The organism is Pandoraea sp. NPDC090278 (genome assembly GCF_044772185.1).
Taxonomy (GTDB): Bacteria; Pseudomonadota; Gammaproteobacteria; order Burkholderiales; family Burkholderiaceae; genus Pandoraea.
Map to the genome: position 1 here is coordinate 385,574 of NZ_JBIVYJ010000002.1, position 13,148 is coordinate 398,721.

A 13,148-nucleotide genomic window follows, 5' to 3' on the forward strand; every position below is an offset into this window, starting at 1 on the left:
GATCGTGTCAGGGGCGATTTGCGAATTGGCGCATCGAGTGCCGCTGCCTATGACCCAATCGGAGTGAGCGAAAACGTGAATCCGACAATCAAACGCCAGAAACGCCAAGAATTCAAACAGATTGCCACCACTATGAAATCTCCATTCAAAGAAGGAGTTGAATCGTGATTGAAAATATCAATGGATCGTCAACGGTGGCGACACCACCGATTTCACTGATGTCGGCAGAACCTGGCAATTCTGAGTCGGATGGCGTCGGAGCAATGTCAGCGGATCTGATTGTGATGCGTCCGATACCGTTAGCGGACGCGGGCATTAGTGAAGGGGAATCAAGGGGGTTGTTAGGACTGCCTGCGGCGGTTGAAGAGTATTGGGTATACGACAAAAATAGAACTCAATACGAGACGTTCAAAGATGATTTTAAGCAGGCGATCAACTTAAGTGTCAATAATTATTGTGCTGAAGCAAATGAGAAAATAAATAGCCTTAAATCTGATAGGGAGACCAAGTTCGAAATTTTTGAGCGAGATTCGCTAAATTCTGTGATCGCCAAGAGGGGGGAGCTAAAGGAGCTTGAAGCTAAGGTGGAGAAGGATGTTGGTGATAAGAAAAATGAGATGATTTATGAAATAAAAAAATACACATCAAATTTGAGTCCGATTAGGGAGGTACTCATTCGAGAGATGCTATGTCGCATAGATGAAAAGAAATTGAATGGAAAGCTCGATGGCCTTGAGTATATGGTTGAAAGCTTTGGTGCCGAATTCAAAGAATTTCCACCAGAAGAGTACCGATCGTTGTTACTTAGAGTCTACGAAGGCTGGGAGACCCGCCTGGATGGATTGGTTTATTTTTCGTCCAAATCGAAGTGTGATGCCAGGCCGGTAATGCTTGATGAAATATCGATCGCATTGAAAGCTGCTTTGGAGGGCGACGAACATTCGACCCGTGAGGGGGATCTAAGGTTTAGAAAATCGCTCGAAAAATTCCTGGAATACTGTAGAGGGCGGGGTGTCACGTGGGAGCAAGAGTTTTTTGACGACGTATTTTTCGGAATAAAAAGAATTTCCGAAGAATATCGGCTAACAGCATTGATGAAATACTGTGATATCGCTCCGGAAAACATAAAAAAAATCCCTCAGTCCAGGCTTCATGATTTTGTTTGCGGCACATTTTCTGATGCTGAGCGAATTTCTGAGGCCTTTAGGTGCCTTGGTGAAGCGACCGGATGTATATTTTTACCCGATGATTTATACGTGACGTGGCAAAAAGCGGCTGCAGCCGATCCCACTACCAAAGAGGGTCGGATAGCGAGTGCCGAATTTGTAAGAAATGTCGAGGGCAGAGTTTCAAAAATCGTCGATATTGATGGACGTAAAATTAATGATGTCTATAGAGAAATCATTCTTGGTTTGAGTCGAATAGATGATGATCTTAGATTGAATTCAATTAAATTAATTTGTCGATATTTTTCTGAGAATTTGTCGGATATGTTTTCTGAATTTGGTCCGTCCAGGGTTTGCGATCTGATTTATGAAATAATTCCGAAACATTCCGTTGATGATGCCATGTCGGAGTTTTCGAAGGTTAATGGCTTTGATCAATATGCGAGGTTGGTGGGGGAGTTCGTAGAAAGGTTGAGAAAAGTTTCTTCGGAGTTTAATGGAGACGAATATTATTTTGATTATAGGCTTAGGAGGAGGATCGAAAATATCGTCGACGACTTGCTTGTTGTGAGTTCCGGTCGTGAATTTACTGTCGGAAGAAGGATGATATATGCGCTAAATATGGGTAGTGACGAATTAAACTATGAAGTGTTGCGTTTAATCGTCGATCACATTCCTGGATTGCGTGAGGACATCCAGTTAGATGAAATTCGAAGGTGGGTTGGCGAGACGTTTAAAATAGAACGATACAAGGATCGTGTTCTGGATCTGTTCACTCCGCCGCCGCGGGACGATGAAATAAAAATCGAGAGAGTGAAGCAGGAGATGTGGGAGGCGTCCCGTATTAGTATGAGGCGCGTCCGCACGATTGAAATACCGAATTCGTTTTTTAGTTTAACGGAAACGGAAAAGCAGAAGGTTGTAAAGCTGACTGTCGATTGGATATTTAGTCCAGTTAACAGCGATACATCTCTTTGGCTGTATCGATTTTCGTCGAACCGATCTATTCAAAGTTACTTGATGGGAACTGTGTCGCAAGATACTTTAAATTCTGTGAAGCAGTTGAGAGATCCGAGCTCTCTTCTGAGTTTAATTCAAGATTACTGGATGGCCTACTAGTTCAAACAATCCGAAGTCAACTCAGGGTTCGCCGCGCGTTCGCGTTGGCGAACCGCTTCAAACGTCGCAAGTGACAATGCGTTTTACAGGGTCACTGGCTTGCATGCGCTATCGTGCAAATGCCTCGGGAAAAGTGAGGGTCGTTGCCTGACATCCCTCGGCGAGTTCATCATCGTGCGTCGAAAAGAGAACGCAGTGATCCTTGCCAAGCATAGAAAACAAATCGATCAGCACGGCGCGTGAAGGACCGTCCAGGCCGCCGGTGGGTTCATCTGCCAGGATCACACGCGGAGCGCCGAACAATATCGCCGTCAGGTAGAACTTGCGACGCGTACCCGTCGACATTTGCTCGAAGCGCTTTTCCATGTGCGGCATCAGGCTGAAGCGCTCGGCGAGATCAAGGATGTCTGCGCTCACGCTCACCTGACGCTGTGCCGCACGTTGCTCAAGGAAGTCACGGCCGGTTTGCATGGGTTCGGTCATGCAATCGAACGGCACGACGGCCAGGGCGGCCTTTGCGGCGTCGGGCTCGCGCTGCATCGAATGCCCGTCGATCCATACCTTTCCATCCCCTGCATCCACGGTGCCTGCGAGCATGCCGAGCAGCGTCGTCTTGCCGCCACCGCCTTCGTCGCGCAACGCGAAGCAACCGGGACCCGCGTTGAAACGGAGGTTCTCGAAAAGGGTGAAATCGTCGAAACGTCGGGTAAGCCCTTCGAAGCGAAGCAGCGACTCCTGATGCATGACTTCGCTCATTTCAGATAAGCCTTGATGACGTGAAGTAAGGGGGCCAGTTCGGCTTCGCGGTGAGCCTGATCCGGTTCGTTGATGACGTGGTCGACGAGGTGTCCCTCGATAACCGCGCCCATCAGCCCGTTGATCGCGCCGCGAATGGCTGCGATCTGCTGAAGGATTTCGACGCAGTCGCCCTCCTCGCTCAACTGCCGCTCCAGCGCCTGCGTCTGCCCTTGAATGCGACGCACGCGTGCCAATAGCTTGTTCTTGTCCCGAATCGTGTGCACGGCTCGTCGCGCCCCTGTCCATTGAAAATCGAATGAAAAAATGCTAACACAAATATACTGGTGGGGAGTATATTGCGAGGCATCGCACAACCCTACTGAGTCTCCTGAAATGGCCGATTTCCCGACCCTTCTCCAGCAAGGCAGCGCCTGGCTGTTCATTCCGAGCGCGATATTGCTCGGCGCATTACACGGTTTGGAGCCTGGCCATTCCAAGACGATGATGGCGGCGTTCATCGTTGCGATTCGCGGCAGCGTCGGACAGGCGGTGTTGCTCGGGCTTTCGGCAACGGTGTCGCATACGGCGGTGGTCTGGCTCGTCGCCATGGCGGGAATGTACTTCGGGCGCAACTGGAACCTCGAAACGTCCGAGCCGTACTTCGAAGTGGTATCGGGTGTTCTGATTCTTGTGGTCGCCGGATGGATGCTTTGGCGCACATGGCGCGACAGTCGTCGCGAGCATTCGCATCATCGTGCCGACCATGACCATGACCATGACCATGACCATGACCATGACCATGACCATGACCACGACCACGACCATCGGCATGCTCACCCGCAGGCGCTGAAAGCCATCGGCGACGGCTATCAGGACGCCCACGAGCGGGCGCACGCCCGCGACATTGAAAATCGCTTCTCAGGGCGCGAAGTCACCACTGGCCAGATCGTCATGTTCGGTCTGACGGGCGGGCTCGTGCCCTGTCCTGCATCGATCACCGTGCTGCTGTTGTGTTTGCAACTCAAGCGTTTTGCATTGGGCGCGGGGTTGGTGCTGTGCTTCAGCATCGGGCTGGCCATGACGATGGTGGCGTCTGGCGCACTGGCAGCGCTGAGCGTGCGTCATGTGTCGCGGCGCTGGAGCGGGTTTGGTGAATTCGCGCGCAAGGCACCGTACTTCTCGGGCGCGCTGATCGTGCTGGTCGGTGTGTACGTCATCTATCGAGGCGCGTCGCATATGCTTCTCAACGTCTAAATCGTGTCGGTCCTTACGCGCGCGGACGCCACGATCGTCTCCCGCAGGTTGAAGCGATAGATAAGCGTACGCCCCGCGACGTCAGCTTCGCGTTGCGCGACGAAGGCGGTGGCGGCAAGGTTCGCCGATACATCGCAAACACAAACACGCGGCGAACCCGGAATGGACTTCGAATTATTCGATTCGCAGCATACCGAACGCTTTGATCACGGATTTCGCCAAACGGTTTTCCGCCAGATCGTTCAGCTTGTCATACGTCGTCTGCGAGACGGCATGGTGGAAATATCCGATGAGCCCGCCGTCCGCAGCAAAGTCAAGGATGTCGGCAAACCATATAGGCGTGATTTCGCTGGAGTTCGACAACACATAATGAACAGTAGCCGCGAAAACCGTTCGCTTCCCATCCTCACTCAACTTCGAAAACGATCTCGGCACCGTGGTTCTCTCGGACGAATGATGCCTGTCGTACACCGCCTTCTGCATTTCGTTCTTTGCCGTTTGGATGGCTTCATACGAGTCTTTTGCCTTGCCGCTCTCTTCGGATTCTTTCGTCTCGTCGATTGTCTTGCCTGACTCGCTAGGGTCAGTCACGTCTGGATTTGTCTTTAACGAGATGGCGAGCCGTTGAATCCCTGCCGAGCGTGCCGTGACCAAAATCTGAATATCTCTTTTTTCCGTGTCCGGAAACAACATCGCGTGACACGCGCAGTGAGACACACGACACAGGTCGCCAGCCATGGCCGGATTGTCCTGCGGACCAGGTTCTGGCTCGACCTGCCGTGACGCCAGTTGTGCGACATAGGTCGCATCACTTGTATTCACATCTGTGGTCAGAGGCATGACGCAACTCCTTCAGTGGGTGGGAGTTTCAGGTTGGCACCGATAGTGCGACGCACTTCCACTTTCCGACGCGCCGCTTCGGCAACGCGGCGACCTCCGAAGGCACTTGTGAATTTCGCGCGGCAACTGACTGGGGAAACGCTTGGCGGGCCTAATCGGGATTGGGCGAAATATCGGCAGTCACCAAGGCGAAGGCCCCAACGTGGATCAGTCGCCAGATGAATCCGACAGGTCCATGTCGGTAACCCGAAGGGCGTCGACAAATAGGAACCACTATGAAGTCTCCATTCACCGAAGGAGATAGATCATGGAGTCGATTTCACCCGGTTCGGTTGTCAACAACACACAATTGCCCGTCGAGCGACCTGTGGCGGCGTCCGGTAACCGGCTCGACGCGGCGCCGACAATTGCCTCGGATCTAGTGCTCGCGTCGCGAGCGGTGCAGTCGGAAGACGAAACCGAATGGCGAGGGCACAAGGAATTTCCGGCAGCGCTCCCCCCCTATTGGATGCACAACCAAGCGGGCGGCGAATACGAAAGCCTCAGAGCCGGTTTTCGGGCGGCAGTAAGGTTAGCTGCGAATACTGAGGAAAAAAATAATAAAGGTGACGGACTGCAATTCATGCGCAATAGTCCGGGGCAGTTTCGGGGGTTTCCGGCAGATGACTACCACAAGCTGTTGCGAAAATCGTGTGATAGCTGGGAAGGCAGATTAGGAAAATTGATGCAATTTTCCGACATCACCGGATCCGATTCGCAGCGGGGGATGCGTTGGGAAATTCTAATGGAGCTGGATAATTACATTGAATACGATGAGGACAGACCATACAGAAAGGAGATGCAGGACAGAAGAATTAAAATTGCGATAGATCGATGCCTGGAACATTTGGATCAGAGTAATGCCGATTCATCGCGCCAGTTCGTATTGGATCTGCTGAGTGATGTCAGTATTTTAAGGCTGAGATATCGTCTGAGTGCGTTGACAAGATTGTGTGAAATCATTCCGGAGAAAATTAAGCAGATTTCTCAGTCGGACCTCCAAGAGCTACCGGCCATTCTCACACTTAGCGAAGCGGAGACATCCAGTGCGCTCAAATGTCTCGGAGAGACGACCGGCTACGTCTTCCTGCCGCACGGAATCTTTGCTGATTGGCAAGAACTTGCGAGTCTGAAACTGGACGTTCCGGCCGATCAGAGAAGGCGCACCGACTTTGCCGACCAACTGAGACAAAGAATAGACAAGATCGTAGATGACGGAAGGGACGCGAATCTTGTCATGAGGGAGATCGTCCTGAGGTTGGCCCGCCTGGACGAAGACACTCAATCGGCCGGTGCCAAGTTGCTGTGCGAGTTCTTCAAGGATGAGCTGTCGAGCATGTTTGCAGCAACTGGAGGCAGAAGATCCCTAGCAATAATCGGAAGTTATTGCGATAGCGCCAAGTTGGAGTTTGCTGATTTTTCAAGAGAAATTAATGGCAGATTGCGGGCAACTGGGCAGCTAAATTTGCAGGAGAATTTTAAAGAATCGGCTAAATCAAGAATCAAAAATTATAGAAACTGGATTCGCAATCAATATGAATACTACGATAATATTAATTTCGCCTTGAGAAGGGTGTTGTTTGGTAAGGAAGGCGCTGAAAAATGCGCGGCCGTAATGGATGTTCTTTACGGTTTTGATGAATGGGCGGACAGTCACGAGAAATTCTTATCGTTGCAAGATTTCGCGACGGTTATGTCTGATTACCGCAGAGAGACCATCGCCGGTATTGTCGGCGAGGAAGCGGCTAGAGCTTGGTTGTCGGAGAATTATTCGGTGTCCGACAAGGAATTCGCATTGGCCACGGAGCTGCTAGGTCTCGACACGATAAAAACGGTGCCGAATAAGGTTGACGAGGAGTTCATCATTCCACATAACTCATCGGACCAGATGAAGTGGGCCGAAAGACAGCTCCTGTCGATTTGCGGTTTTGGGATGAATGGCAGCGGGGCCGCGTTTGAAATGCCTCCTTCCTTTAACAACCTGTCGTGGCAGGACAGAGCGGATGCGATGCAGTTGACGGTCAATTGGGCAATGAAGCCCCTGAACAACGACACCTACAAAAAGTTGAGGGCCATGGCGGCTTCGTTGGACCTTCAGGGTCTCATGGCCAACACGGTCACGAAGCGGAAATTCGCGGAAGTAAGGGACTTCCCCGGGGACGAAAGCGTTAGGGTCATCATGCAGAAGTACAACATGGTGCGGTCGAACTAAAGCGCCTCCGTCGTTCGTCGGCGCCATCAGCTTCAGCACGGAAGGCGTCGGCTTTCACTCACGTATGCCGGTGAACGGTATCTCCCGGATTGCGTCGGAAATGGGGGATATATCGGCATGCCCCAGGGCGAAGCCCCCAACGCGAATCGGCCACAACTGGAATCCGACAGGCGCCTGTCGGTAACCCAAAGGACGTCGACAAATCGGAACCACTATGAAATCTCCGTTCACCGAAGGAGATAGATCATGGATCCGATTTCTACTGCGCCGATCACTAACAAGCCCTTGTTGCCTACCGAAGTACCTCCCGATGCTCGGTCGGCCGCCGCATCGACAATTTCCTCAGATCTGAAGTTCGTGGCGCCAGCGTCGTTCGATGTGGTGTGGGAAGGCGACCCCGGATGGAAAGGGCGAGAGCGACTGCCGGAATTGGACGCCCATTACTGGCTGTGCGACAGAGCAAGTCCCGAGTACGAGCGTTTCAAGGCAGATTTTCGGGAAGCGGTGAAGGTGCGGTTGGATATGGACAACCCGGAAAACCGTCGCGACGGATTGGCGTCTTTGCTCCGAAGTTGTCCGCAACAGTTTCGGGGATTTCCGGCGGATGAGTACCTCCAACTGATGGATGACCACTGTCCTGACCGCAAGGAGGATGCACTGAACTCAATGGTGATGTTCTCCAGCATCATCGGATCCGACGAAAAGTTGGCGATACGTCAGTTGATCCAGAGAGATTTAGTTTCTGCCCTTGGTGACAAAGATGAGCGCGACGCAACGTCGGAATCGACCGGCGATCCAAAGAATTCACTGGGTAAATTGCTTGACCAACTGGGCGAAATCGATGGTGGCCCGTTAACACAATTTGTGTTGGATCTGCTTCGTGACATCCGTGACTTGGACGAGAAATATCGTCTGGCTGCATTGAGGAAATACTGCGAAATTGTTCCGGAGAGGATTCAGCAGATATCCCAGTCGGAACTTCAGGAGTTGCCGATAGATCTGGCGCTTAACGATGCGGATACCTCCGGTGCACTCAAGTGTCTCGGAGAAGCGACCGGCTATGTCTTCCTGCCTCTAGGGATCTTTGCCGACTGGGAGGAACTGGCGATTCTGCGGCCGGATGTTCCCGAAGATCAGAAAAAGCGCATACATTTCGCCAATCAACTGAGACAAAAGATCGACAAGATCGCCGATGACGGAAGAGACGCGAATTTTGTCCTGCGGGAGGTCGTCTTGAAGTTGGCGCGTCTCGACGAAGATACCCAATGGGCCGGATCCAAGCTGTTGCAAGAGTTCTTCAGGGATGATCTGTCAAGGATGGTGGAAGCATTAGGGCCTGATATGTTTCATGGATCCATCAAGAATTATTGCGAAGGCGCCAAATCGGAGTTTGGCAACGTCTCGGCGGAAGCGGTCGGCAGATCTAAGGGAAATGACCGATTCGATTTGCTGGAAAGTCTTAAGGCTTCGGCGCGGGCGAGGCTCAAAGATCCTTCCGCATGGAGTCGCGATAGAGAAAGTTACAGATGGGAAATTCGATCCCATGTAAGCAGTCTCTTCGACGATAAGACCCGAGGTCAGAAGCGTGTCGCTGCGACAGACGTTCTCTCCCACTTCGGCGATTGGGGGATGGCTCTGGAGAAGATTTTTGCGGTAATAGATTTATCGGCAATTTTTTCTGAGCGCTATGGGGAAAGCTTGGGAGACGTTGTCGGAACCCGGGGCTGTAAAGAATGGATTTCAGAGAACTTTAAGCAGGGCTCCGTTGCGTATTCTGCTGCCATGAGGGAACTAGGCATCGACGAGTGGGCACTGGAAGAGTCGGGGTTGCCGGACAACGTTGGCGAGGCGTTCATCATCCCGCATAACAAATCAAGAATGTTCGAGTGGGCCGTAAATTTCCTTATGTCCATTTGCAATACGGGGATGAATGGTAGCGGGAGAGCGTTCGAGATGCCGCCCTCCTTTACCAACCTGTCGTGGCAGGACAGAGCGGATGCGATGCAGGTGACGGTCAACTGGACAATGCAACCGTTGAATAACGACACCCTCAAAAAGTTGAAGGCGATGGCGGCGTCGGTGGACCTTCGGGATCTCATGGTCAACACGGTCACGAAGCGGAAATTTGCGGAAGTTTGGGATGAGCACCTTAGGTCGTACATGCAGGCGCGCAGAATGGTTCGGTCGAACTAGAACACACGCAGCGTTCGTCGGCTCCCTTAGCGTCAACACAGGGGCGTCGGCGTATCCAGCGCATTACGATTCGTGCATTCACTGCACAAATGCTGTGCGCGGCGCCCTCTGGTTCGAGGGAGGACGCGTGCCTACACTGAGCTCCTCTCAAACCCCGATGGAGGACTCTCATCATGATGCAGCCACTGCTCAAAACCCTGAAGCTCGCGACGATCGGACTGTCGCTCTCGATGGCGGCTTCCGCCGTCACCGCAGGCGAATCGAAAAAAGCGCCCGCACCGACCATCCGCGCCATGCTCGGCGCAACGCCCGTCGATCATCTCGATCCGAAGCGCACGGCCGTGCTCGTGATCGACTTCCAGAACGAATACTTCACCGGCCGCATGCCGATTAAGGATCGCGCATCGGCGCTTGCCAACACGCAGAAGTTGCTTGCGCTGGCAGATCGCACCGGTATGCCTGTCATCCAGATTCAGCACGTCGCCCCTGCCGGCGCCGCTGTCTTCGCCAAGGATGGTAAGACGGTGGACTTCGCACCGGGTGCTGCGCCGCGCGCTCGCGACATCGTCTTGCAAAAGACGTCCGTCAGCGTGTTCGCGAGTACGGATATCGATGCACAGCTCAAGAAGCTCGGTGTCGATACGCTGTTGATCACCGGCCTGATGACGCATGCGTGCGTCGCAGGTGCGGCTCGTGATGCCGCGCCGCTGGGCTATCGCGTCGTGGTAGCATCGGACGCGACTGCAACCCGCGACATCACGCGTCTCGACGGTACCCGTGTGGAGAGCGCCGCACTGCATCGCGCGGCCCTCGCGGAGATCGAAGATACGTTTGGCGACGTTATGACGACCGGGCAGATCCTTAAGCTGCCGGTGCGCTAAACCCGGTCCCGGCGCCAATTCCCTTGCTTCAACGGCTCGACGGCTCGACGACATGGATCAATTGCTGGCAATGCGCATCTTTCACGCACTCGTCGAAGCTCGCAGCTTCTCGGCGGCGGGTGAGATGCTGGACATGTCGCATTCGAGTGTGTCGCGTCAGTTGAAGCAGACGGAAAGCGCGCTGGGTGTAGCGCTGGTCAATCGCAGCACGCGTCAGTTTTCGCTCACACCTGCCGGTGAGCGTTATCACCGGCATTGCATCGATATCATCGGGCGCGTGGATGCCATGACGCACGCCATGACCGACGAGCGCGAACAGCCGAGCGGCCCGTTACGTGTGACGGTGCCGCTGGCCATCGGCACGCTCGAACTTCCCGCATGGTTGCCCGCGTTTCGTCTGCGTTATCCGGATATCGAGCTGACGTTGTCGTGCAGCGATCAGTACGTCGATCTGCTCGCAGAAGGGTTCGACCTCGCGCTGCGCATCAGCAGCACGCCGTTGGCCGACAGCAACCTTCAGGCGAAATTGCTGACGGCATCGGAGACGGTGCTCGTCGCTTCCCCCGGTTATCTCTCGCAAGCGGGACTGCCTCGCACGCCGGACGCGCTGGCGTCGCATCAGTGTCTGCGCTTCGCCAGGCCCAACTCGCCCGACGCATGGACGATCACCACGCCGGACGCACAGATACAGCGCGTATCGCTCTCCAGCGCATTCGCCACAGACGCCATCACCGCACTCTTCTCCGCAGCCCTCGCGGGCGCGGGCATCGCAGCGTTCACCGAACGCACTGTGCGCGCCGAACTCGCGCGCGGCACGCTGGTTCGCGTGCTCCCGCAATGCACGCTCGGCCGCAGCCACTACTACGCGCTCTATCCACAGACGCGCCACGTCAACCCGAAAGTACGCGCGTTCATCGGCTTCATGGCCGAGCACTATCAAGAGTCGTGAGCCCATCACCTGCGCATCGAAAGCATCAATAGCGACTGCCAGACAAGCTCATGCACCTCGTGACAGAATCCGGGAATTCGTTCCGATCCCGCGAGGCTATTCTCATGACCGATCCGAAAGACATCGCCCCCGAAAGCACCGCTGCACGTGTGGCGTTGTGGCGCGCGTTGCATCTCGAAGTCGACGCCGAGCCCCCCGTACTGGCCGACGACGTCGGCCTGCGTCTACTGGACCCACCGGACGACTGGCGCGAGCGCGGCGACATGCATCCGGTGTTCACCCGTCCGTTTCGCGCGTCCATCGTCGCGCGGGCGCGGTACATCGAAGACCTCGTCATCGCGGAAATGAAGCGCGGTGTTCGTCAGTACGTCATTCTCGGTGCGGGGCTCGATAGCTTCGCGCAACGTCATCCCGAACTCGCCGGATCGCTCTCGATTTTCGAAGTCGACAAGCCGGGGCCGCAGCGCTGGAAACACGACCGTCTCGTCGCGTTGGGCTACGGCGTGCAGGACTGGCTGCATTTCGTCCCCGTGAATTTCGAGGCGGGAGATTCGTGGCGCGACGCGTTGTTGCAGCATGGCTTCGATGCGAGCCAGCCCGCCGTGATCGTTTCGACGGGGGTAAGCATGTATCTGACGCGTGAAGCCAACGGAGCGACGCTGCGCGAGGTGGCGTCGTTCGCGGGCGACGGATCGACGCTTGCGATGACGTTTCTTCTTCCGCTGGAGATGGCAGACCCGGAGGTGCGTCCCGGGCTGGAGATGGCCGAGAAAGGTGCGCGCGCAAGCGGCACGCCGTTCATCAGCTTCTTCACACCGGACGACATGATGGCGTTCGCTCGCGAGAACGGTTTTGCCGATGCGCAACACGTGTCCGCCACCGCACTCACGGCACGTTACTTCGCCAATCGTACCGACGGCCTGCATCCACCGGTGAACGCCGAGGAGTTGCTGATCGCCACGACGTAGCGCGACGGTTGAGCAGTTTTTTTCGGTGTCCTGTACTGCGAAATATGTGTGATCGCGATATGCTGCCCCGGCGGAGCGGTTTGCCGCGCGTATTCAGAAAAGTCCACTGGAGGGACCGCATGACGCTGACTGAACTTCTCATCCCTACATTCCTGCACATGCTGCGCGGCCAGTCCGCATGGCTCGACAAGGCGGCCGCGTACGAGAGAGCGAACGGCAAGGATGCCGATGCGCTGATGACGCTGCGTCTCGCGCCGGACATGTACCCGCTCGCCGCGCAAGCACGCTTCGCAAGCTACCTGTCGATGGAGCCGGTACATCGCCTGCGTGGCGAAGCCATTCCGGAGGCGACTAAGGAGATTCAACGCGAAGGCTGGAACAGCAGCCAGCACCCCGGCACCTTCGCCGAAGCCAAAGCGCGCCTCGCCACCGCCATCGCATTTCTGGAAGCGCTGCCGGGCAATGCGCTCGATGCAGGCGAATACATCGATATCGCGCTTGAGTTGCCCAACGGGGTCGTCTTCGACATGACCGGCGAGCAGTACGCGCGCGACTGGGCGCTCGCGCAGTTCTACTTCCACACCAATACGGCCTACAGTATCCTGCGTCAGCACGGCGTGGAACTCGGCAAGGGCGAGTACGTGGCGCATGCGCTCGCGTATCTGCGTCCGGGCACGCTGCCCAAGGGCTGACACTCCCTGACGGAACGGACGAAGGGCGGAAGCTTCTCCGCCCTTCTTGCTTCTCACTTCCTACTTCTCGCGATACTCAAATCCCTCAACGCTGCAC

At 54.9% G+C, this 13,148-nt stretch carries 11 protein-coding genes; 8 read left to right on the plus strand and 3 right to left on the minus strand.

Annotation, left to right across the window (positions count from 1 at the left end; genetic code table 11):
• The first annotated feature begins 164 nt into the window (after window positions 1-164).
• On the plus strand, window positions 165-2,285 hold the full coding sequence (locus tag ACIQWO_RS10080) for a hypothetical protein (protein ID WP_402822717.1): 2,121 nt from the start codon (window positions 165-167) through the stop codon (window positions 2,283-2,285).
• Between the two features lie 108 nt (window positions 2,286-2,393).
• On the opposite strand, the gene ACIQWO_RS10085 is transcribed toward ACIQWO_RS10080, so the two are convergent.
• Entirely contained in the window at window positions 2,394-3,041 is a 648-nt protein-coding gene (locus ACIQWO_RS10085) for an ATP-binding cassette domain-containing protein (protein ID WP_402822720.1), read from the minus strand.
• Entirely contained in the window at window positions 3,038-3,307 is a 270-nt protein-coding gene (locus ACIQWO_RS10090) for a metal/formaldehyde-sensitive transcriptional repressor (RefSeq protein WP_150574985.1), read from the minus strand. Before ACIQWO_RS10090 ends, ACIQWO_RS10085 begins: the two co-directional genes overlap by 4 nt.
• A gap of 109 nt (window positions 3,308-3,416) precedes the next feature.
• Between ACIQWO_RS10090 and ACIQWO_RS10095 the strand changes: the two genes are divergently transcribed.
• On the plus strand, window positions 3,417-4,277 hold the full coding sequence (locus ACIQWO_RS10095) for a nickel/cobalt efflux protein RcnA (protein WP_402822723.1): 861 nt from the start codon (window positions 3,417-3,419) through the stop codon (window positions 4,275-4,277).
• 174 nt (window positions 4,278-4,451) lie between these two features.
• Here the strand turns inward: ACIQWO_RS10095 and ACIQWO_RS10100 are convergent, their stop codons facing one another.
• Entirely contained in the window at window positions 4,452-5,117 is a 666-nt protein-coding gene (locus ACIQWO_RS10100; RefSeq protein WP_402822726.1) for a hypothetical protein, read from the minus strand.
• Window positions 5,118-5,424: 307 nt separating this feature from the next.
• On the opposite strand from ACIQWO_RS10100, the gene ACIQWO_RS10105 reads away from it, so the two are divergent.
• From ACIQWO_RS10105 to ACIQWO_RS10130, 6 genes are all read left to right on the plus strand, one after another.
• Complete coding sequence (locus ACIQWO_RS10105) at window positions 5,425-7,368, plus strand: hypothetical protein (protein WP_402822729.1); 1,944 nt, start codon at window positions 5,425-5,427, stop codon at window positions 7,366-7,368.
• 246 nt (window positions 7,369-7,614) lie between these two features.
• Window positions 7,615-9,561 (plus strand): hypothetical protein, encoded by a 1,947-nt coding sequence (locus tag ACIQWO_RS10110; protein ID WP_402822732.1) that lies wholly within the window; start codon window positions 7,615-7,617, stop codon window positions 9,559-9,561.
• A gap of 230 nt (window positions 9,562-9,791) precedes the next feature.
• Window positions 9,792-10,442, plus strand: coding sequence for a cysteine hydrolase family protein (locus tag ACIQWO_RS10115; RefSeq protein ID WP_402823907.1), 651 nt, complete (start codon window positions 9,792-9,794; stop codon window positions 10,440-10,442).
• A gap of 52 nt (window positions 10,443-10,494) precedes the next feature.
• Window positions 10,495-11,391, plus strand: a complete 897-nt coding sequence (locus tag ACIQWO_RS10120) for a LysR family transcriptional regulator (protein WP_402822735.1) — start codon at window positions 10,495-10,497, stop codon at window positions 11,389-11,391.
• Between the two features lie 104 nt (window positions 11,392-11,495).
• On the plus strand, window positions 11,496-12,359 hold the full coding sequence (locus tag ACIQWO_RS10125) for a class I SAM-dependent methyltransferase (protein WP_402822738.1): 864 nt from the start codon (window positions 11,496-11,498) through the stop codon (window positions 12,357-12,359).
• A gap of 119 nt (window positions 12,360-12,478) precedes the next feature.
• Complete coding sequence (locus ACIQWO_RS10130; protein ID WP_402822741.1) at window positions 12,479-13,051, plus strand: DUF1993 family protein; 573 nt, start codon at window positions 12,479-12,481, stop codon at window positions 13,049-13,051.
• The last annotated feature ends 97 nt before the right edge of the window (window positions 13,052-13,148 follow it).